General features: G+C 40.9%; 19 protein-coding genes and 1 tRNA gene. 10 read left to right on the top strand and 10 right to left on the bottom strand.

The features are described 5' to 3' along the window. Positions 1-5: 5 nt before the first annotated feature. The 3 genes from IR083_RS15430 to IR083_RS15420 are packed head-to-tail and all read right to left on the bottom strand — an operon-like array spanning position 6 to position 3269. Complete coding sequence (locus tag IR083_RS15430) at positions 6-812, bottom strand: phosphorylcholine transferase LicD (RefSeq protein ID WP_194224991.1); 807 nt, start codon at positions 810-812, stop codon at positions 6-8. Next, a complete protein-coding gene (locus tag IR083_RS15425) occupies positions 809-1807 on the bottom strand; it encodes a glycosyltransferase family 2 protein (protein WP_194224990.1) in 999 nt (332 codons plus the stop codon). Before IR083_RS15425 ends, IR083_RS15430 begins: the two co-directional genes overlap by 4 nt. Positions 1808-1811: 4 nt before the next feature. Then, a complete protein-coding gene (locus tag IR083_RS15420; protein WP_194224989.1) occupies positions 1812-3269 on the bottom strand; it encodes a lipopolysaccharide biosynthesis protein in 1458 nt (485 codons plus the stop codon). A 474-nt stretch (positions 3270-3743) separates the two neighbouring features. Here IR083_RS15420 and gap point away from each other — a divergent pair, with 474 nt between their 5' ends. Beyond that, positions 3744-4748, top strand: a complete 1005-nt coding sequence (gene gap, locus IR083_RS15415; RefSeq protein ID WP_006801304.1) for a type I glyceraldehyde-3-phosphate dehydrogenase — start codon at positions 3744-3746, stop codon at positions 4746-4748. A gap of 167 nt (positions 4749-4915) precedes the next feature. Here gap and IR083_RS15410 read toward each other — a convergent pair whose 3' ends face one another. Continuing rightward, positions 4916-7054, bottom strand: coding sequence for a S9 family peptidase (locus IR083_RS15410; RefSeq protein ID WP_194224988.1), 2139 nt, complete (start codon positions 7052-7054; stop codon positions 4916-4918). Positions 7055-7536: 482 nt separating this feature from the next. Between IR083_RS15410 and IR083_RS15405 the strand changes: the two genes are divergently transcribed. The 5 genes from IR083_RS15405 (at position 7537) to ccsA (ending at position 13026) form a co-directional block, all read left to right on the top strand. Continuing rightward, entirely contained in the window at positions 7537-8688 is a 1152-nt protein-coding gene (locus tag IR083_RS15405) for a porin (RefSeq protein WP_194224987.1), read from the top strand. A 118-nt stretch (positions 8689-8806) separates the two neighbouring features. Next, positions 8807-9391 (top strand): cytochrome c nitrite reductase small subunit, encoded by a 585-nt coding sequence (gene nrfH / locus IR083_RS15400; RefSeq protein WP_194224986.1) that lies wholly within the window; start codon positions 8807-8809, stop codon positions 9389-9391. 22 nt (positions 9392-9413) lie between these two features. After that, positions 9414-10913, top strand: coding sequence for an ammonia-forming cytochrome c nitrite reductase (gene nrfA, locus IR083_RS15395; RefSeq protein ID WP_410492883.1), 1500 nt, complete (start codon positions 9414-9416; stop codon positions 10911-10913). Between the two features lie 78 nt (positions 10914-10991). After that, the gene (locus tag IR083_RS15390; RefSeq protein ID WP_242052430.1) at positions 10992-12254 is read left to right on the top strand and encodes a cytochrome c biogenesis protein ResB; all 1263 of its coding nucleotides are present in this window, start codon (positions 10992-10994) and stop codon (positions 12252-12254) included. Further along, positions 12241-13026: a cytochrome c biogenesis protein CcsA gene (gene ccsA / locus IR083_RS15385; protein WP_194224985.1), complete on the top strand. Its 786-nt coding sequence runs from the start codon at positions 12241-12243 to the stop codon at positions 13024-13026. Before IR083_RS15390 ends, ccsA begins: the two co-directional genes overlap by 14 nt. A gap of 106 nt (positions 13027-13132) precedes the next feature. Here ccsA and IR083_RS24810 read toward each other — a convergent pair whose 3' ends face one another. Next, positions 13133-13258 (bottom strand): hypothetical protein, encoded by a 126-nt coding sequence (locus tag IR083_RS24810; protein WP_262893173.1) that lies wholly within the window; start codon positions 13256-13258, stop codon positions 13133-13135. Positions 13259-13294: 36 nt separating this feature from the next. Between IR083_RS24810 and IR083_RS15380 the strand changes: the two genes are divergently transcribed. After that, entirely contained in the window at positions 13295-13531 is a 237-nt protein-coding gene (locus IR083_RS15380; protein ID WP_194224984.1) for a hypothetical protein, read from the top strand. An 82-nt stretch (positions 13532-13613) separates the two neighbouring features. Here the strand turns inward: IR083_RS15380 and IR083_RS15375 are convergent, their stop codons facing one another. Then, positions 13614-14264 (bottom strand): hypothetical protein, encoded by a 651-nt coding sequence (locus IR083_RS15375; protein WP_194224983.1) that lies wholly within the window; start codon positions 14262-14264, stop codon positions 13614-13616. A 791-nt stretch (positions 14265-15055) separates the two neighbouring features. On the opposite strand from IR083_RS15375, the gene IR083_RS15370 reads away from it, so the two are divergent. Both IR083_RS15370 and IR083_RS15365 read left to right on the top strand, forming a co-directional pair. Continuing rightward, positions 15056-16351, top strand: coding sequence for an MATE family efflux transporter (locus tag IR083_RS15370; RefSeq protein WP_194224982.1), 1296 nt, complete (start codon positions 15056-15058; stop codon positions 16349-16351). 34 nt (positions 16352-16385) lie between these two features. Next, positions 16386-16883 (top strand): flavodoxin, encoded by a 498-nt coding sequence (locus IR083_RS15365; protein WP_006801292.1) that lies wholly within the window; start codon positions 16386-16388, stop codon positions 16881-16883. A 62-nt stretch (positions 16884-16945) separates the two neighbouring features. Here IR083_RS15365 and IR083_RS15360 read toward each other — a convergent pair whose 3' ends face one another. From IR083_RS15360 to IR083_RS15350, 3 genes are all read right to left on the bottom strand, one after another. Further along, positions 16946-17638: a YjjG family noncanonical pyrimidine nucleotidase gene (locus IR083_RS15360; RefSeq protein WP_194224981.1), complete on the bottom strand. Its 693-nt coding sequence runs from the start codon at positions 17636-17638 to the stop codon at positions 16946-16948. A gap of 122 nt (positions 17639-17760) precedes the next feature. Then, on the bottom strand, positions 17761-19095 hold the full coding sequence (locus IR083_RS15355) for an NCS2 family permease (protein ID WP_194224980.1): 1335 nt from the start codon (positions 19093-19095) through the stop codon (positions 17761-17763). Positions 19096-19108: 13 nt separating this feature from the next. After that, a complete protein-coding gene (locus IR083_RS15350; RefSeq protein ID WP_006801289.1) occupies positions 19109-19822 on the bottom strand; it encodes a DUF5020 family protein in 714 nt (237 codons plus the stop codon). A 226-nt stretch (positions 19823-20048) separates the two neighbouring features. Here IR083_RS15350 and IR083_RS15345 point away from each other — a divergent pair. Then, positions 20049-20123 (top strand) — tRNA-Pro (locus IR083_RS15345). Between the two features lie 266 nt (positions 20124-20389). Here the strand turns inward: IR083_RS15345 and IR083_RS15340 are convergent. Continuing rightward, entirely contained in the window at positions 20390-22252 is a 1863-nt protein-coding gene (locus tag IR083_RS15340; protein ID WP_194224979.1) for an alpha-L-fucosidase, read from the bottom strand. Positions 22253-22682 lie beyond the last annotated feature (430 nt).

Here is a 22682-nt window from a genome sequence, read left to right as displayed (position 1 = left end):
TAATATCAGAGATATTCTACCTTTAAGAAATGTGTGGCACGCTTCTCCTTAGGGGGAACGGTCATATAATCTCCGTATTGTTTTCTCAAGTATGTATCCACTTCTTTCGGGGCGGAAAACTCCTTGCCTTCGAATGTGACCTTTTCCACAGGGAACATATATCTGGCATTATGGTTGGTTGAGTTCCCTATGCCATAGCTATGTAATATATTATCCGGTTTGGTAATAGCACATATTCCTCTGGCAATCCATATAAGCAGGACTCCTATAGGATATAAGACTAACGAAGTGGCATATTCATAGAAGAACTTTAATGAATGGAACGGCCTTCCTCTTTTCAATCGCCTGAAAGCCCTGCCATAAAAGAAATCTACAATATTCTTCATCCATCTGTAGCTTCTCTCCTCAGAAAAAATATCAATAAAAATTCCCTTTTCCTTATACCTTGCCATATCCTCTTCTTCGGAATGTACAATAGAATACCTGTCCCTTACTTTGGAAAAAAGTAGTCTGTAGCTTTTCTCTTTTGGTGTTTGCAAATAGAGATTATCCGGCAGTTCCTTGGGTAGAATTCTTAGCAGTTCCAGATAATCGGGGCGAAGCAACTCAATATCAATATCATCATCCCACGGAATAAATCCTCTGTGACGGACAGCCCCCAACAATGTCCCTCCGCTGACCCAATATGGCAGATTATGTTTGTCACAGATGTCTGTTACTACAACTAGTATATCGAGCATCTTTAACTGTAACGTCCTTAGTTCAGATCCCTCAGGATTGTATATTGCTTTTAAATCTTCGGTTTCGTTCATTTATTCTTTAGGAATAGTATAAGTTTCAATAATTTTATAAATATAGATGGTTTTAGTGAAGCAAATGAAGGTATCATTTTTCTGTACTTCTTCCCGGACATACAAAGGACAATCCAGCGTGCCCAAAGAAATGCGATCAGGTCTTCTTGGTTGTATCTGCCCGCAACCGCATTCTTCCGGATAAGTTTCGAAAACCAAGCAGAAATATCATTGAAATCCGAGACGGATATCTCTTGCCGGTTTCCCATACGATATAGCCGGAAAGTTACTTTATGACAATACAACTCCTGCCCGGTAGGCACAATATCCAATGTTCCCAGTTCATCAGAGATAATCTTATCTTTCAGCCTATCCTGTATCTCGTTATTCAGTACGGATACGTTGCTGTCGTGCCAGCGATAAGCAAACAACTCGTCTTTCAGGTTAGCGATCTTTCCCTGTTTTGCTATCCGGCACCAGAGTTCGTAGTCTTCCACATGCTTATATGCTTCATCATATCTGTTCTTCTCCAATACTTCACGGCGAATCATTACAGTAGGATGAACAAACGGCGGTGAGAATAAAAGATTGATTTGCAAAAAATCATTATCCGGCAGATTTCTTATTTTTCCGGTTCTCTTACCCTCATTGTTGATAACGGAGGCGTTAGTCCCACACATCAGATAGTCGGGATGAATATCCAGAAAGTCTGCCTGTATCCTCAATCGTTCGGGGAAAGAGATGTCATCCGCGTCCATACGGGCGATGTATTCACCTCCACATAGGTCGATACCCTTATTGAGCGTCTTTATCAACCCCAAATTTACAGGGTTCTTTACATAATATATCCTATTGTCATTATAGCCGCATATAATCGCTTCACTATCGTCAGTAGACCCATCATTGACAAGTATCAGCTCCCAATCCTTAAAGCTCTGCGAGCGTATGCTGTCTATGGCCTGCGACAAGTATTGTCCGGCATTATAAACAGGCATCAGTATGGAAACTTTAGGCATATTATTATCGTTTAAAAGTTTTATTATAAGAGAGTTTCACAAAATCGATTGTTTCCCGCATAATAACTGAGCCAAAGACCTTCATTATCAGAAGGTAAACACAACTTCCCACAATAGCGGGAATAATGAGTTGTAAAAATACATTTTCCAGTCCTGTCATATGAAGCAGTACAAAAGGAGTAAATGAAACCACTGATATAATGACGTATGGTATCGTATCCTTGAGTATTTCCATAAATGAGTATGAGATACGTTTTCCGGCAATATATATGCCTGCAAAAAAAGCCAGAACATTTACAAGGCTTAATCCGGTTACCAGTCCTTGTATACCAAATTGTACGCCGATAGCGATTGCAACCAGTATAAGTACATTTTTACACACTTCAATCTTTAATAGTAGCTTCGATTCTCCTTTAAATTGGAGCAGTGATGAAATAAGGCCGAAGTGAGGCAAGAAAGCCCCTCCAATAGCCAATACTTGCAATATGGGGATTGCATCCGTCCATTCGGGAGGCAGATAGATAGAAACTATCGGACTCGCCGTAACGATGAGTAGCATAGCCACAGGAAAAGAGATAAAGGATGTTATACGCATAACTTTCCGGTATGCCTTTTTGCTTCTTTCGTCATCTTCTCCTATCTTCGACAATAGTGGATAAGCCACACTCCGCATCCCGTCACTGATAACCGACTGCGGTATATTTGTCAGTTTCAGGCCCTGACTGTATGAAGCCACCTGGGGTATAGAGAACTTTTTACCGATAATCAAGGGTGATATATTGTTACATATTTGTCCGAACAGTCCAGATATCAACAGATTTATGCTATAGGACGACATTTTTTTTATATGCAGGAAGACGAATTTCCCACTTGGCCTCCATTTTACAAAAATCCATAACAATGAGCTTCTGATAAAACTTTGTAAAACCTGCTGGGCAGCCATACTCCATATTCCATATCCGTTGTACGCCATCAATATTGCTATCAATCCCGATACACACCATGCGACAAGCGTAATCCGTGTATTGAGCTTGAAATTCATTTCTCTCACCAGATTTACATTCTGTATAATTGCGAATGCATTGAAGACAAAGGCCAGGAATACAAAACGCGCCAAATCTGTCAATACAGGTTTTTCATAAAACCAGCTGATAACAGGCGCGCAAAAGAATAGAATTGTGTACAGGCTAAGACTGATTACTATATTGAAATAAAAAACAGAGGTATATTCTTCAGGATGTACTTCCTTTTTCCGGATCAGTGCCGATGAATAACCGCTCTCCTGCAACATGCCCGAAATAATGGTAAAGATGGCCAGCAAATTTACCGTCCCAATATCTTCTTTAGATATCAGACGGACGAGAATATAAAAGAAAACCAGCGTAATAATCTGCTGTCCGCCTTTATCAATAAAGCTCCAGAACAAAGCTACACCTGTTTTCCTTTTAAGAGAATCTGCCATTTATATGTAATACAATTATTGGACACAAAGTTAACAACTATTTCAATTTATGGTCAATAGTTTGCCGCTAACAATCATGGGAGATTGGAATTATTTATCCCCAAAAAACTGTAGACAAACTTCTGCATATATTTTCTTCATTCATTCCATATTTGCTTTCCATATATCAATTTTTCAAAGAACGGGATACTAAGAGTTTCTTATATAGATAAAGATTATGCATTTTTATGATCTTTTTAACTAAAAACATCAAATAGTAAAGTAGACATTGCAAAACAGGCAAAAACGTGATTATCACTTAGAATAACAAATAATTTGTCATTAAAAATGACTAACAAATTTCTTTCTTGCCAAATAATTTGTTATTTTTGTACAGCTTTTAAAAAAGGATGTTTTATAACATAAATATTTTATTCCTACTAAAGCGTTTAAATAGGATATACTCGATTATTTAACTATAAAATTAAAAACAAAATGATTAAAGTAGGTATTAACGGTTTTGGACGTATTGGTCGTCTGGTATTCCGTGCTGCACAAGGCAGAAGTGACATTCAAGTTGTTGGTATCAATGACCTTATCGATGTTGAATATATGGCATATATGCTAAAATACGATACTGTTCATGGAAAATTCAATGGTACAGTTGAAGTAAAAGACGGCAAATTGGTAGTAAACGGAAACGCTATCCGTGTAACTGCTGAAAAAAATCCTGCTGACTTGAAATGGAATGAAATCGGCGCTGAATATATCGTAGAGTCTACAGGTCTTTTTCTTGAAAAACCTAAAGCTCAGGGCCATATCGACGCTGGTGCTAAATATGTAGTTATGTCTGGTCCTTCTAAAGACGATACTCGTATGTTCGTTTGCGGAGTAAACCACGATAAATATGAAAAAGGCGAGCAATTCGTTTCTAACGCTTCTTGTACTACAAACTGTCTTGCTCCTATCGCTAAAGTATTGAATGACAAATTCGGTATCGTTGAAGCTTTGATGACTACAGTTCACGCTACTACTGCTACTCAAAAAACAGTAGACGGACCTTCAGCTAAAGACTGGAGAGGCGGACGTGCTGCTGCCGGTAACATCATCCCTTCTTCTACAGGTGCTGCTAAAGCTGTAGGTAAAGTTATCCCTGAGCTTAACGGAAAACTTACAGGTATGTCAATGCGTGTTCCTACTCTTGACGTTTCTGTTGTTGACTTAACTGCCCGTCTAGCTAAAGAAACTAGCTACGAAGATATCTGTAAAGCTATGAAAGAAGCTTCTGAAGGCGAATTGAAAGGTGTTCTCGGATATACTGAAGATGCTGTTGTTTCTTCTGATTTTATCGGAGACGCACGTACTTCTATCTTCGATGCTAAAGCTGGTATCCAATTGAGCCCAACTTTCGTTAAAGTTGTTAGCTGGTATGACAATGAGTGGGGATTCTCAACTAAAATGCTTGAGCTTATCGCTCACATGGCTAAAGTTAACGCATAATATACGATAGCTTAATATATAAGAAAGAGCAGCCGGATGGTTGCTCTTTTTTTGTTATATACAGAAAACCAGGAGTATCAATATGTGCCGGAGAATACCGATGGTATATTTCTCTCCGTCTTTAAACGGAAAGCCCTGCCATATAGCAGGGCTTATCTTTTATAATCCTACTTATCTATTCCCTCCAATGTGAATAAGAAAGCATAATCCAAAGCAATATCTTTCAGATAGTCGAACCGCCCACTGGCCCCGCCATGCCCGAACTCCATATTCGTTTTCAGCAACAGCACATTATTATCGGTCTTCATATCCCTTAGCTTAGCCACCCATTTGGCTGGTTCGAAGTATTGCACTTGACTATCGTGTAAACCTGTAGTGACAAGTATATTCGGATAGTTTTTCCTCTCTACATTTTCGTAAGGGCTGTAACTTTTCATATAGAAGTACGCATCTTTATCCTTAGGATTTCCCCATTCGTCAAACTCATTCGTTGTCAAAGGAATACTCTCATCCAGCATAGTATTCACCACATCCACAAAAGGCACATCAGCGATCACTCCATGCCAAAGATCCGGATTCATATTTATAACCGCACCGATAAGAAGCCCTCCGGCACTACCGCCCTGAGCATACAAATGCTCCTTACCGGTATAATTTTCTTTCACAAGGAATTCGCCACAGTCGATAAAATCAGTGAATGTATTTATTTTCTTCATCAGTTTACCGTCTTCGTACCACTGGCGCCCCATTTCCTGACCTCCGCGAATATGAGCTATCGCATATATGAATCCTCTGTCTAAAAGGCTCAGGCGATTGCTGCTGAAAGAAGCATCCATACTGGCACCATAACTTCCATAGCCATATAGCAACAATGGTGTTTTACTGTCTTTCTTTGTTGTTTTCTTGTACACAAGCGAGATAGGTACTTTTGTTCCGTCTTTGGCCGTAGCATACAATCTCTCGGTCTGGTAATCCTCTTTGTTGTATCCTCCCACTACTTCGCGTTCTTTCATCAATGTTTTTTCATGGGTATCCATGTTATAATCAAATGTGGAACTCGGCGTAGTCATCGATGTATAGCCATAACGGACGATACTGCTTTCGTATTCGGGATTCGACGCCGTATAAGCCATATAAGTAGGCTCTCCGAAATCAATATAATGTTCTTTCCCGTCTTTCAGGCTGCGCACACAAAGCTTTATAAGACCTTCCTTCCGTTCCTCAAGTACGATAAAATCTTTAAATTCATCAACACTTTCCAGCAATACATCGGCACGATGAGGGATATATTCCTTCCAGTTATCCACCCCCGTTTTATCCAATGAACATTCCATAACGCGGAAGTTTTTTGCATCCTTATTGGTAAGGATAAGAAACCTGTCGGCCAAAGGAATTATATCATACAATACATCTTTTATCCTTGGCTGGAATGATTTGAAGGCAGACATCGGCTTATCGGCCTCAATAAAGAATGTTTCTGAAGATAAGGTTGCCTGTGACTGGATAAAGATATATTTCCGGTTCTTGGTTTTACCCACTCCTATATAATTACTTTTATCCTTTTCTTCATAAACAGTCACATCCGAAGATGCATCCGTACCTAAGGTGTGCCGTTTGATTTTTTCGGACAATAAGGTTACCGGATTTTTCGACGTATAAAATACAGTCTTGTTATCCGCCGCCCATGTAGCTCCTCCGCTTGTATTCGGAATCGTTTCTTTATAAACCTCACCTGTCTCCAGATTTTTGAAGTAGATAGTGTATTGTCTGCGGCTGACCTCATCCACACCATAGGCCATCAGTATATTGTCTTCACTGACCGAAATACCACCGACAGCGTAATAAGAATGACCTTCTGCCATTTTATCCACATCGAGCAATATCTCTTCCGAGGCTTCGAGACTTCCTTTTTTCCGGCAATACTTATAATATTGCTTTCCTTCTTCGGTTCGCGTATAATAATAGTAACCGTTTTTGAAGGTCGGCACACTTTCATCCGTTTCTTTTATCCGCCCTTTCATCTCATTAAACAATGCTTCCTGAAAACCGGCTGTACCGCCCATTACAGTATCCAGATAGGCATTCTCCGCCTTCAGGTAATCTACAACCAATGTGCTGTCCGGCCCTTTGCCAAAAAAGTCATACATCCAGTAGTACTCATCATTTACAGTATCCCCGTGTATAATACGGAGATGCTCCTTCTTTTCGGCTATCGGGGCTTTTGCCTCTTTAAAGCCGTTTTTATTAGTTGTTGTACACGACATAAAAATGAATAGGATCAGAGTGGAAAACAATACTTTTTTCATACTCTTTGCTTTTTTATTATTAACATTTATAAACTTTCTCTAAAATTACGTTGTTCTTTTTTCTTATCAAAATATGTTTTAGGTAACATCTGTATAAATAGATAAAAAGTAACAAAAGTAGCACTTTAACCATTCTTGTAGGGGCAGGTCTTGTGCCTGCCCGTTATATGATAAGCGGGTAACCACAAGGGATTATCCCTATATAAACCCGAAAAAGGTAACAAAGGTTACACCTTTTCCCTCATTTCCTAATATGCTAATATACCGATTTGCTAATTATTTTTCAAAGAACCACTAGCTAATAACAAAAAGCCATCAGCTATTATATAGATAAACTTTCTCAGCAAACATACCATCCCGATCGCTATAAAATCTACTCTGTAACAAACATTCATTTTCAATGTGTAATATTTATTACACTTTTTTTGCAGAAAATTTACATATTTTGTATATTCAAAGAATCAAATCTAATACGAATAGAAATGAAGAAAATTTTTGTTTTAATAATCTTTTGCTTATCATTCAGCACTTTCTATGCGCAGGAATCTGACGAGTTACTGAAGAAACTGGTTGAGAAAAATGTACTTACCCAGTCAGAAGCCGATGAAATAAAAAAAGAGACGGCAAATAAAGAACAAAAAGCAACCCTTCCTCAGAAAGTAGAAAAAGTAAGGCAAGCCTTCAATACTCCTTATATGCAGTTTGGAGGAAACGGACAATTCATGTACAGATATTCCGATGTAGACAAAATACACAACGACTTCAAAGCCAAGAATCTGTTTATATCGGTGAGTGGAAAACTAAACGATTCGTTCCGCTACGGTTTTCTTTTAGAGATGGTAAATCCATCGGTTCAGGAATTCTGGGGAGAATGGACGGCAGCCAAAGAGTTTAATTTCAAAGTAGGACAATTCAAGAGCCCGTTCACACTGGAAAGCCAGTATGTACCGGCCACATTGGAAACGGCAGCTTATTCCCGCACCATATCCAATCTGGTGGGATATGCCGGTGAGGACGATGTCTTGAAAAAACAAAACAATAAAAACAACTTCGGGCGCGATGCCGGAGCAATGATTTCAGGGGAACTTTTTCCTATGGAAAAGCATAACCTGTTGCAATACTCTGCCGGGGTATTCCAGGGAACAGGTGTTACCACCGGTGAAACGAACAATGCCAAGGACTTTGCCGGAATGCTATTGCTCCAACCCGTACAAGGGCTGAGGGTCGGAGGAGGAGTCTACTTTGGACAGGCCTCATATGCCAGAGCCGGAGAAACGGTGACATCCGACCACGTACGCGACAGATGGTATGTGAGCGCGGATTATAAATCGGAACGTTTCAATGCCCGTGCAGAGTGGATAAATGGCAACGATGGCGGAATAGAAAAGGAAGGGGTTTATGCTATGGGGCTATATTACCTTGTTCCCAAAAAACTGAACGCCTTACTAAAAGCCGATTATTATAACCGGAATAAAGATATTAATAGTGAGGTAATTGATTATACTGTCGGAATAAATTACTATTTTTATCCTCAGTGCCGGGTACAACTCAACTATACGTATTCGGACTATTCGAACAAATGGGATGCAGCCAACTCTAATGTAGTAATAGCTCAACTGCAGATTGCGTTTTAAGGAAAATTTAAACAGTAACTAAGTAGAAGAAAGTATTTAATAATATACAACCATAAATCGCTGTTTATCTTTCATATAACAAGTAATAAATAGGTCTGTGACCTTAAATTAGCATACCATGATAAAAAAAATCCTGAGCCATATACCCAACCAGTTTATAGTACCCCTGTTTGTCGTAGGTGGTATTATAGTCGGATTGGTAGGATACTCTGTCTATATGTCGAGGGCTCACTCTTACCTTTCGGACGATCCCGCAGCCTGTATCAACTGCCACATTATGACTCCGTACTATCAGTCATGGAACCATAGTTCACACGCGCAATGGGCTACTTGCAACGACTGCCACGTACCGCAGGACAACATCCTCAATAAATACGCATTTAAAGCTAAAGACGGGCTTTACCATGCCGCCGTATTTACCATAAACGGAGAGCCACAGGTAATCCGTCCACGCGACGAAAGCTACGGGGTAATAATGGACAACTGCATCCGTTGCCACACGCAACTCAATACCGAATTTGTAAATACAGGTATGATAACTTACTGCGACGTGCAGGAAGGCAAAGGTAAAGCATGCTGGGACTGCCACACACAAGTACCACACTCCAAAATAAGCAATTTATCCTCCTCGCCTAACGCGATTGTCCCTCTACCCGCCTCACCTGTACCGGAGTGGCTGAAAAAGAGAATGAATACAAAATAAACAACTAAAAACTCTATAAATTATGTTCAAGAAATTAGCAGAAGCAATCAAACGGAAACCGATTATCGGATGGGGCATATTTGCCGTTGTCATGGTAGGAGTGTTTGCATTAGGCATCCTGGCTGCCTCTATAACAGAACGCCGTGCCGAAATAGCTACACTGTACAACAATAAAAAAGTAGAGATAACCGGGATAAATCCTCACAATGAAGAATGGGGAATAAACTATCCCAGAGAGTATAATACGTGGAAAAAGACTGCCGATATGGATTTCAAAAGCAAGCATCTGGGCAATATGCCCGAAGATGTGCTGGAGTCGCGTCCCGAAATGGTAGTCCTATGGGCAGGATACGCTTTTTCGCGTGACTATTCCGCACCAAGAGGACATATGCATGCTATTGAGGATGTACGTAATACGCTTCGTACGGGTTGCCCCGAAAACGGAGAGGGCGATATGCAGCCGGGTACCTGCTGGACATGTAAAAGCCCCGATGTACCGCGCCTGATGCACGAAAAAGGCATTGAAAACTATTATAAAGCCAAATGGAGCGATTGGGGAGCGGAGATAGTAAACCCTATCGGCTGTGCCGATTGCCATGATCCTGTCACGATGAATCTGACAATTACCCGTCCGGCATTGATAGAAGCATTTCAACGTCAGGGAAAAGATATCACACAGGCCACACCTCAGGAAATGCGGTCGCTGGTTTGCGCGCAATGCCACGTTGAATATTATTTTACAAAAGATAATAAATACCTGACATTCCCTTGGGATGGAGGAATGACTGTGGAAGCGATGGAGAAATATTACGATGAAGCAGAATTCACAGACTGGACACATGCATTAAGTAAAACCCCTATGCTGAAAGCGCAGCATCCGGATTATGAAATATTCCTGCTGGGACCTCATGCCCAACGTGGTCTGTCATGTGCCGATTGCCATATGCCATACATGTCGGAAGGCGGTATAAAATACTCGAACCATCAGGTGATGAGCCCGCTGAAAAATGTAGCGAATACCTGCCAGACCTGTCACAGAGACAGCGAAGAGAATCTGAAAAACTATGTTTACCAATATCAGGACAAAGCATTGGAAATCCGTGACCGTATAGAACAGGAACTGTCGAAAGCTCACATCATGGCTAAAACAGCATGGGACAAAGGAGCAGACGACAAAGAAATGGCAGCATCTCTCAAACTGCTTCGTCAGGCACAATGGCGCTGGGACTTCGCGGTAGCTTCTCACGGAGCGTCCTTCCATGCTCCGGTGGAAACCCAGCGGATACTGGCTCACAGCCTCGACAAAACAATGCTTGCCCAGCTTGAATTGCAGAAAGTACTGTTCAGCCACGGAGTAACCGATATGCAGATGCCGGATATATCTACTAAAGATAAGGCGCAGGCATACATCGGCTTGGATATGAAGACTCTGAAAGACAAGAAAGACAACTGGATAAAAACAGTAGTTCCTCAATGGCTCGAAAAAGCTAAAAAAGAAGGAAAATTAACAGCAAATATTTAAACAGACTCTCAAACGGTAAATAAAAAAGAAGAGAGTGTCTGAGAAAGACTTCAGGCACTTTCTTCTCTTCATATACATATGGAACAAGGAAAACGTAAAATGTGGCAATTCCCGTGGCGGTACAAAGAAAGTATCGCTTTTGTGGCAGGTTTTGTCTTCATTGGTTTTATGCTTCAGATCACAGTAGGAAAGTTTGACTTTTACCTGCTACAGGCTCCGGTCAACCTTATCCTAGGTGGTGCGGTAATCGCATTTCTCATATTACTTTCATTCGTCCGCAAAAGTGCTTTTTACCAATGGATCTCCGGTGTTCCGTTTTCGGTAACCCTCATTGCCGCCTTATTAATATTGGGGCTTGTAATGGGACTCACTCCGCAATTCGCACGTCTCGACCCTCATGATAAAGATATATTCACGGTGCTTGGCTTCAGGCAGGTAACAAGCAGCTGGCCTTTCGTGCTGATATATTTCCTTACGCTGATTTCCTTAGGTTCACTGATTGTAAGGAGGCTAATCGCTTTCCGCAAGCAGGATTATGCATTCTATTTCAATCATATAGGGCTTTGGATTCTCCTCTTTGCCGCGGGGCTGGGAGCCGCCGATATAAAAAGATATGTAATGCATGTCCGCGAAGGTGAAGTGGAATGGCGTGTCTATAGCGAAAACAAAGATGTGCTCGAACTACCCATCGCCATACAGCTCAACGATTTCGAGATGGAAGAATACCCGCCCAAACTTACAATAATAGACAGGGAAAGCGGAGAATCACAACCTAAAAACAAACCTGATTATTTCCAGATAGATGAGAAAATGCCTAACGGCACACTCGATAAGTGGGATATCAGGCTCGAAGAATATATTCATCAGGCAGTACGCAACAGTGACAGTACTTATCAGGCTGTGCCTATGCCCGGCTCCAGTCCGGCAGCAAAAGTATCGGCAAGGAACAGGCAAACAGGCGAAGTGCGTCAGGGATGGGTATGCGGAGGCAATATGGCACAGTTATATATGACATTACCTCTCGACTCTCAATATTGTATTGTAATGACACAACCCGAGCCAAAGAGATTCCTGTCGGACATAGATGTATTTATGGAAGACGGAAGCGAACAGCACGCGGTTCTGGAAGTAAATAAACCTTTAAGAATAGGCAGTTGGACTATCTACCAGTACGGGTATGACAATCAGGCCGGCAGAATGTCCACATACAGCAGTATGGAACTGGTATACGACCCCTGGCTCTATCCTGTCTATGCCGGAATTATTCTATTGTCGGTAGGTTCGATATGTTTATTATGGTCGGGAAACAAAAAAAGAAAGGCGGAAGATGACTTGGGATGAATTTCTTTGGTTTGCAATACCTGCGATGATTTGCTGGATAAGCGCAGGGGCACTGGTATATAAATGTAAGAAAACATTTATCGTAGAAGGATTGATGATAGCCGGCATTGCTATTTTTGCCGCATTTATCGTCGGATTGTGGATAGGACAGGAACGCCCTCCGCTTCGTACAATAGGTGAAACCCGATTATGGTACTCATTCTTTTTAGCGACCGTCGGTTATTTTACATACAAGCACTGGAAATATAAATGGCTGCTGTCATTCTCCAGTCTGGTCGCCTGTGTTTTTGTCTGTGTGAATATATTCAAGCCGGAAATACATTCGACCAATCTGATGCCCGCCCTCCAAAGCTATTGGTTTGTGCCGCACGTCACAGTCTATATTTTATCCTATGCCATGCTTGGGGCTGCGACCATCGCTGCTATTATTCAGTTGGTAAACCTGAAAAAAGACAGGCTGGATGATAACCTGTATAAGCTGATGGATAATGTTGTATATATCGGTTTCGGCTTCCTCATACTGGGAATGCTCATGGGAGCAGTATGGGCAAAGGAGGCATGGGGACACTACTGGTCGTGGGACCCGAAAGAGACATGGGCGTTTATTACATCGGCCGGATATTTAGTCTATATCCATATGCGGCTGCAAAAATATCATGTTAAGTTTATTTTATGGATGCTGCCAATCGCATTTGTTTTACTTATGATTACCTGGATCGGCGTCAATTATCTTCCTGCCGCACAGAATAGCATCCATGTTTATTCGAATTGAGAAAATTCTTCCGTATTAATAAGTTGAAAAAAGGTTGGATTATTATCGACTACACTTCGTTCCGTCTGAATGTTCATTTTGGCATTGCCCAAAACGAACCAAAAGGCTAGCGCTTCGTTCCTCGGCGACCTGTCAACGGTTTGCCGGCTGAAAGGGACAAACGGGCTATCGCCCCGTCCCTTTCCACGCCGGCTGCTCCGGACAGGTGCCCGCCTGCGAAACTAATGCGCATCCGCTGACGCCTTAGTAAGGCAAAGCCCTTTCGAGAATGAAATATGCGTCAGCCTGCGCCGTTAGCTTCAAGGACGGGGTACCCGTAGGGCTAAAAGACGAAAAAAACGGAAACGTGTTTGAGTTTATCCTTCGATTCGGGTTATACGATCTTTCCAGCGAGTTTTTCCGTTTCGTCTTTTTGTCCGTTACGGGTCGGTCTTTGATGCGGGGCGCTAAAGCGTTTTTGGTTCCTTTTGGGGATTTGGCCAAAAGGAACACAAGCAATTTTTAATTGCGCGTAGAAAAAAATGCATAGAATAATAGAACAATTTTATACTACAATAGTTACTTGAACTATTGATTGGCATTATTCATTATCTCTTCGCTTTCTTCCTTCTCTTTCCATGATTATACACCGGTCTTCTATTACTCACTATTACTGATTTCCTGATTTCTTGTCGTCGCCGGGCACAGGCTTTATCCAGTCTTTCTATCATCTCCGCAGTTTCTACATCTTCATTCTCCTCAATCACTACTGAAACCTCTTTTTCTTCATCTTCTACAACATCCCTTTCTATGTTATCTATAACGGTCTCTTCCTCAATCACCCAGTTATCTCTCGTAGTATACATCTCCTCCCCTTGGGGCAGGGAGGGGCTGTTCCTATCCAGCAACATCTTTATTGTCCGCAGATCAGGAGGACATTCTTTCTTTATTATCACTTTCGATTTGAAAACCAGTTCATCGGGATTCCTTTCATCAGGGACATATATATCTTTTTCCACGGTCGTCATATATCCCTCCAGTTTCTTTTTCAGCGCGGCCAGCATCATTGTCTGCATCGCTTCACTACGGCGACTGACGGCCATATCCACCTCTTTCCTGAATCCGGGTTTAGTGTCCAGCCAGCCATAATAAGCCTGCCTGCTAAAACCTAAAGCCCTACATACCTGAGTGGTAGTATAAAACTCTTCTTCGATAAGAAAAACGACTTTATCTACTAATTCTTCACTATACTTTGCCATACTTTTTAGATAATTACGAGGGTGGAACAGATAATGATTATTTCTTCATTTCCTGTTTTTTCAGTATAGATAAATGTATTTTGATTTCATAAAAATTAACACAGCATATTATACGAATCAGCAGTTGAATTTTAACGTTCTATTTTTTCTAACGCGCCGTCCGGCTTGTTTTTCTTAACTTTTTCTTGATAAAAAGTTACAAAAATTAAGGCTGCATCCCTTCGGCGACCCAAAACCGCAGCTGCGGTGGGGCAAAATAATACGGAATCATCTCTAGCCGGATTATCAGCCGTGTATAGCAGCTATCCTATTTTGCCCTACACCTCCGCTTTACGGATTGGGTGTCCCGCCTGCGGGACGAGGCCGGAATCGCGATGCGGCGACAAGACAGAGATTTTTCATGCTTTAGCCCCACGTGCGTCAGCCCTTGCGCATTAGTGACGCAGGCGGGGTACCCAATCCGTTGCAGGCGGCGTAGAATCAAACGGGGCGATAGCCCGTTTGTTTGATTCAGCCGTCAAAACGGTTTTGGGTCGCCGAGGAACGCAGCGCTAGCCTTTTGGTTCGTTTTGGGCAATGCCAAAATGAACGTTTAAGCGCAACGTAGTGAAGCAGAAAAAATACAACATTAAATCTCAACTACTGATTCGCATGAATAATGAAAAATAGAAAAAAGTGTCAAGTTTGTCAACTTTTTAAAGAGCTGAAATTAGAAGATAAAATAGAGAATGCCTGATTCTCAATTTTTCATTCTTTATTATTAACCGATTCCTGCTATTTTTGTAACCATTATGAATAAAAGCATTCTGCGTTTAGCTATTCCAAATATTATATCCAATATCACCGTGCCGCTTTTGGGTATGGTGGATATGTATATAGTAGGACATCTCGATTCGGAGGATTATATCGGGGCAATTGCGCTTGCGACAATGATCTTCAATTTTATCTACTGGAGTTTCTCCTTTCTGCGTATGGGTACAAGCGGATTTACGGCCCAGTCATATGGGGCTGGTAACCATCAGGAGCAAACCAATATTTTGCTTCGCTCACTCGCTGTGGCAATGGGAGCAGGCGTTGTTATTATTCTGCTGCAATACTTTATTGCCCATGCGGGTTTCTATTTGCTGAATGGAGAGCCTACGGTAAAAGGATACGCCCTCGACTATTTCTATATATACATCTGGGCTGCTCCGGCTATTCTGGGGATGTACACTTTTAATGGCTGGTATGTAGGGATGCAGAATGCCAAGATGCCGATGATTGTAGCTATCGGAGTCAATATAGTCAATATAGGATTGAGTTTTGCCTTTGTCTATGGTTTTGGGATGAAGATAGAAGGGGTGGCTTTAGCTTCCGTATGTGCACAATATACGGGCTTTCTTTCGTTCCTTCTTTTCTGGAATATAAAATATGGCTGGCTGAAACAATATATCAATCTGAAGGTGCTGAAAGATTTATCATCTTATATCCCGTTTTTTAAGGTCAACAGCGATATCTTTATCCGTACGATGGCTCTTGTCGCTGTTACTACCTTCTTTATGTCTGCTTCAGCAAAGTCGGGGAAAGATGTGCTGGCGACCAATGCTTTACTGATGCAGTTGTTTATTCTGTTCTCATATATGATGGATGGGTTTGCCTATGCTGCCGAGGCGTTGACAGGCAGATTTATAGGGGCAAAAGACAGGATCAAGCTAAAATTTCTTGTCAAACGGCTGTTTGTCTGGGGTATTATTATTGCTTCGTTCTTTACGCTTATTTATATCCTCTTCCTGGATCAGATATTGGGTATTTTGACCGATAAGCAGAATATTGTAGAATTTAGCAGGCAATTTCATATCTGGGTGTATATGATTCCCTTTGCGGGCTTCTCTGCTTTTCTTTGGGACGGGGTGTTTGTGGGGGCGACTGCTTCTCATCAGATGCGTAATTCTATGTTGATAGCAGTTGCCGGATTTTTTGTATTGTATTTTGCTTTTTCAAATATTTATGCGAACAATATCCTGTGGATTGCGTTTATTGTGTATCTGGCTTTGAGAGGGATAGTACAGAGTTTTATGGCTCCTGCTATTTTGAATGATTCCAGATAGTTGATAATCAATTTAATAAATTACTTAACTTGTTATGAGCAAAATTGCAATAGTTTACGGGTCATCTACCGGGGCCACAGAAGCGGTAGCAGAAAAAATACAGGCATTGTTCGACGATGCTGCACTCTTCAATGCTGAGAGTGTGAGTGTTGATGATTTGAAACCATATGACTTTTTGATTTTCGGGGCATCTACGACAGGGGTAGGCGATTTACAGGACGATTGGGAAGTTCTTCTGCCTAAGGTTGAAAAGATGGATTTTACCGGAAAAAAAGTTGCTCTATTCTCACTGGGAGACAGTGCTTCATTCTCCACAAGCTTTGCCGGAGCAATGTATTACATTTACAAAGCACTGAAAGGGAAAGTCGAAATAGTAGGTTCGGTCTCTACCGACGGCTATACATTCGATGAGTCTGATGCTGTTATTGATGGTCGCTTTATCGGTCTGGCATTAGATGAAGATAACGAATATAACGAAACTGATGCACGTCTTACTGCATGGGTGGAAGATTTGAAGAAATATCTGAACTGATATATTTTAGTTAGTGTATATAGTAAGAAGCCGGATGGTGTATGTCGTCCGGTTTTTGTTTTTTAGAGGATGTTCCTGATCTCTTCCAGTCTGGCGACTGTATGAGTCGGCTCGAAATCTTCGGAAGGCTTGTTCTTGGGGTTATACCATATCTGGTCCAGTCCGCTGTTGTAGGCCCCGCCAATGCCTGTAAACAGGTTGTCACCAACCATTATGATGTTTTCGGGTTTAACCCCGATTTCGTTCAGGGCATACGTGAATATATCCGGGTGTGGCTTGTTTATCCCCACTTTGTCGGACAGGATAACCTTATCGAAGTATGATGAAATACCGGCGCTTTCCATCTTTATGTATTGCATTTCGGTGAAGCCGTTGGAGAGGATATGTATCCTGTAACGGGGGTGCAGGTAGTCCAGCAGTTCTTTTGCGCCTTCTACCAATACGCCTTTTTTCATTATCCGGGCTATGAAGTCGTCGTTGATAGCTAGGGCCTGCTCTTCGGAGATTTCTTCTATGCTGTTCAGAGGGCCTATAAAGCGTTCGCGTTGCAGTGTCTGCTTGGTAATCTGTCCTCTGCCGTAGAGTTCCCACAAATGGCTTACATTTGCGTAATAGATAGTATAGAAGTCATGGAAGGACGGGAAGTAGCGGCTGAACGCATAGTCATCATATATTTCTGTTAATGTGAGGCGGGTATTCTCTATGGTGTCTATCAATGTGTCGTCTAAGTCGAGGAGTATGTCGCTGTATTTCATATCGGGATTATAATTTAGGGCAAAGATAAGCATTTTAGTCGCAAGTTGCGGTAGAAAAGAGAAGTCCCTCCGATCCGGTTAAAGAAGGGAGGGACTAAAGATTATCTTGTTATTTTGCCTGCTCAACCAGCTGCATTGGTCATTATATGAGATGCATCCAAAATTATTTTGAGTAAGAATAATATGGCGATTACATACACAGTAGTTGATACGTCTTTGTGTTTACCTGAACAAACTTTGATGAAAGCAAAGCTAAGCATACCAAACACAATACCTTCTGCAATACTATAAGTGAAAGGCATAAATACGATGGTAAGGAATGCTGGTAGTCCTTCGCTCATGTCGCTAAAGTTAATTTTGGCAACGGATGAGATCATAAACAGCCCGACGATAATAAGTGCAGGAGATGTTGCTGCTGCTGGAACCATTAAGAATAACGGAGCAAAGAACAGAGCCAGAACAAACATCAGAGCTGTGCTTACAGATGTTAGTCCGGTACGTCCGCCCGATGCTACGCCCGATGCACTTTCCACATATGCGGTAATGGTACTTGTTCCTAAGATAGAGCCTACTGTAGTTCCTAATGCATCGGAGAACAGAGCTTTTTTCATTTGAGGAAAGTTGCCGTCTTCATCGGCCAGCCCTGCTTTGGAAACAACACCGATCAATGTACCTACAGTGTCGAAGAGGTTAACGAATAGGAGGGTGAATACCACCACAAGCATATTGAATGATAGAATATGATCCCATTCGAATTGGGCAAAGATAGGAGCAATAGAGGGCGGTGTGCTGATGATGCTGGTATCGGGTAATGTTACATCGCCCAGAATGATACCGAAGATAGTTGCCACAACTATTCCTATAAGTATAGAACCGTTTATGTTCCTTACAAACAGAACGGCTGTAACAATCAGGCCTAAGAAGGCGATCCATACACTATGTTGGGAAAAATCACCCAGTGCTACCAGTGTGGCGGGGCTTGAAACCACTATTCCTGCATTTTTTAGTCCGATCAGAGTGATAAATAGTCCGATCCCGACAGGTATAGCGTCTTTCAGTACCTTTGGTATGCTCTTTACTATTAGTTCCCGTACATTGAAAAATGTTAGGAGTATAAAAATGATACCTTCGATGAATACAGCAGTCAAAGCAAATTGCCAGGAATATCCCATTACTCCGCAGATGGTGAATGCAAAGAAAGCATTTAAGCCCATTCCCGGAGCTTGCGCTATCGGAAGTTTGGCATAGAGAGCCATCATCAGGGTAGCGAAGATTGTAGCCAGAGCTGTTGCAGTGAACAGGGCATCTTTATCCATACCGGTAGTCGATAATATACTAGGATTGACTATCAGTATGTATGACATGGTTAAAAAAGTAATAAGCCCGGCGAGAAGTTCTTTGCGGATGGTGGTCTTATTCTCTGTTAGTTTAAATGTTTTTTCGAGGAGATTTTTCATTGTTTTTCAAATCTTAGAAGTTCCACTTGGCGGCTATTGTAGGGTTGATGTACGCTTTGTCTTTATTAGTGAGGAAATTATTGCTGATTTCTATTTCACTACCTAAAGCCAGATTAGGGCTAACATTATACCAGAACTGAGGTTCGGTCAGAAATACGATCTCTTTGCCGCTGGTGGGATCTGCATGGGTTTTAGCCTTGTTTTGTGTCCAGACATCCATAAACCCGCAAACTCTGAATTTGTTATTGCACAAGTCGACACCCCATGTAACGGTCCATTGTACGTCGTTACTCACTTTCTCAAAGGCGTTGTACTTATATACAACATATGTTCCTAAAACGGCTTTGCCTACCATTGTGGAGTATGATGCACCGGCCATATATGCATTTGCTATTGAGAACCCGAAGTTCTCGGCCTTTCCTACACCACCATTAAACTCGACGTGAGCCATAACAGGGCTTTTGCCTAATTTAATGTCGCGGGCAATTTCGAGATACATAGTACCAATGTTTCCCCGGCTTTGGTTAAAATCTAAATCCACAAACATAAATGTCGAACCCCATTTGTCCGGTTTGAACATTTCAAATGTTGCTGTGAAATAGTTTTTATCTGAGATTTTGTTTCCATGTAATGCATGGCGCGGATCGAAATGCAACTGAAGATTTTGCGCGTACGCTGAAAATGAAAGCATTAATAGCCCTAAAGAGAAGAATACCTTTTTAACCATAATTATAAGATTTGAGATTTAGATGCAAAAATAAACAAAAAAAGCACCTGTTGATATTTCCGATACTATTTAACAGAATAAATTTATCTATACTATTTTATATGGTGTTAAAATGCTTATTTATAAAAGGATTGAAAAGTGACAAAAAATATGTTTTGTAATTTTTTCTTTATTTGTTTTGAAATATAAAAAAATGTCATACCTTTGCACCGCTATACGCAAAAAACGGGATGTAGCGCAGTCCGGTTAGCGCACCTGCTTTGGGAGCAGGGGGTCCCAGGTTCGAATCCTGGTATCCCGACAAGATAAGCTAGTAATCATTGATTATTAGCTTATTTTTTTATGCATATATATAATTTGTATAGCATATTCTTTTTTAGACCAATCATTCCTAGGTATTACCTTGCTTTTTATTATCTGTTATTCTCATTTTATTAAGCTTATTTGTTTGTTGAAGGAACAATCCGGCTCTTGGATTCTTATAAGCCGGATTGTTTCCTATAACATATAATATTTGCTCTACTGTACAGCATAAAATTACACTCTGAATTTTTTTTAAACTCCAAACTAGAGGATAATATCAATTGTACAGTAAGTATATTCATTGTCATTACTTTCAGTTAATACTATAGGTTCTATTTTTATAAATTTTGCGCGAACAGCTGTTGGAAACGAAACTTCCTGCGTCATCGGATTGTTCTTAATATTATTAAATATACCGTTGGAAATAACAGTTTTCCATTCCATCCCGTTAAAACTATAGTAACAATTATACCTTTGAATTGTACCTTTTTCTCCGGATATATCCGGAGTAAACTTAAATCCTCGGATTAAGCTCTCTCTATCCATTTCGATAATAATGGGCTTTTCCTTCTTTTCTGTATAAAGAATTGTCCCGTCTTTTTTCTTTGTAGTAATGATGTCCTTCGATGGCTTGATGACAGATTTTACATCTTTTCTATTAATTTGTCTTTCTCCTTCGGTTATAGATGAGACGATTTCAGGAGCGTTATACACCTCAAGATTATTAAGTAATGGTTCGGCCAGAGATTTGGTAATGTCAATCTTTATCTTTGAAGTCGAAACCTGAGGTGTGCATAAGATTCTTTTATATCCTATTGTTGTGGCACTGGCTAAATCACTCCATATTTGCTCTTTATCGTTCCAGTATTTTACGTCAAATTCAGCTATTCTTTGCCCGAGGACAATATGTTCTTGCAGTAATATTCTATTAAACATAACTGTTTTTCCGAAGTCAACTTCTATCGAGGCTGTTTTTATACCATCATCAGTAGCCCAATATGTACTTTTGTCTCCATCGAACAGGTTGGAGGCCGAATATTTATCCGAATTTCCACGGGTATTACTTACTGTGGCTTTCACGTCTTTAGCAAGATTTGTTTGAAGAGCCTTCTCTCTCGCTTCTTTAAATTCCATGAGGCGGATCGAATCGTTTGGATGTATTTGCCCTCTTCTGTCAGGTGGAACATTAAGGAGCAGGTTGCCGTTTCTTCCTACCGATGAGTAATATATATCCATCAGGTGAGATACAGATTTTACCTTGTCGTCTGTAGCCGCGCTGTAGAACCATCCGGGGCGGATAGATACATCTACTTCGGCTGGGATCCATTCTTTACCATCAGGTAATCCTTCGTTCAGTGTTTTTATATCCGGAGCATTTGCTCCGGGAGTGTATCCCTCTGCATTTATCATCGACCAGTTTGTTTCACCGGCATATCCTCTTTCATTTCCTACCCAGCGGCATCCGGGGCCCACATCACTGAATATTATGGCATGCGGATGCTTTTCGAAAACTGTCTTGTGGAACAAGTCCCAATCATATACCTGTCTGGATGTTCCATCATTTGCTCCATCAAACCATTGTTCGAATATATCACCATAATTGGAGTGTACTTCGTTGAGGGTATTTGCAAATATCTGGTTGTACTCAGGTGTATTGTAAGCCGGATGGTTCTGATCCCATGGAGAAAGATAAACACCTAAAAGTAATCCGTATTTTTCGCACGATTCGGCCAAATCCTTTAATATGTCTCCTTTTCCGTCTTTCCATTTGCTTTCACGCACAGTATGCGTACTGTATTCGCTTGGCCACAAGCAAAAACCGTCATGGTGTTTGGCTGTTATTATGATTGCCTTCATTCCTGCCGCTTTAGCTGTAGCAGCCCATTGGTCTGTATTTAGGTCGGTAGGATTAAATATTTTAGGATCTTCTTTCCCATCTCCCCATTCTACATCAGTAAAGGTATTAGGTCCCAAGTGGATAAACATATAATATTCCAGCTCTTGCCATTTTATCTGTTGTTCGGTAGGTAATGCCCCATAAGCCGTTGGTTCTTTCACTTCGGTTTTGCACGAAGATAAAGTAATCAATACAAGCATGATACTTATTAATCCGGTCTTCTTTTTCATTTTCTGTGTGTCTTTAATGGTTATGAATTAAGTTTATAATAATATCGTTTTTTTTAAGGGTGTTTAAATTAAGAACTTTGTGCCTTATATTTCCCCTAAAATAGTAAAAGGTAACACTTTTCACAGTAAGCAGAAAATAACTTACATCTCCTTTACTTGTAGCAGCTCTTAAACAAAGGTAACATTTTCAGTGGACAGTAAGCTGTCATCTGGTAATAGTATTCTCACCCGCAGATGTCAAGGTTTAAAAAAGTAACAAAAGTAACAGATATTTCTGCTTTTAGCTGATAGCTATTAGCCGTTAGCTTTGGCTATCGCATAAGTGGCTTTACAGAGAACAGTCATCAGTTAACAACTTGTATCTCGTGTCTTGCCTACTCGTATCTCATATAACTTTCAACTTAGTACTTAAAACTTACTACTTGTTAAA

The sequence above is a fragment of the Dysgonomonas sp. GY75 genome (genome assembly GCF_015234155.1).
Classification (GTDB): Bacteria; Bacteroidota; Bacteroidia; order Bacteroidales; family Dysgonomonadaceae; genus Dysgonomonas; species Dysgonomonas gadei.
The sequence above is the reverse complement of the archived record's forward strand: the minus strand, read 5'-3'. Positions and strand labels throughout refer to the sequence as shown.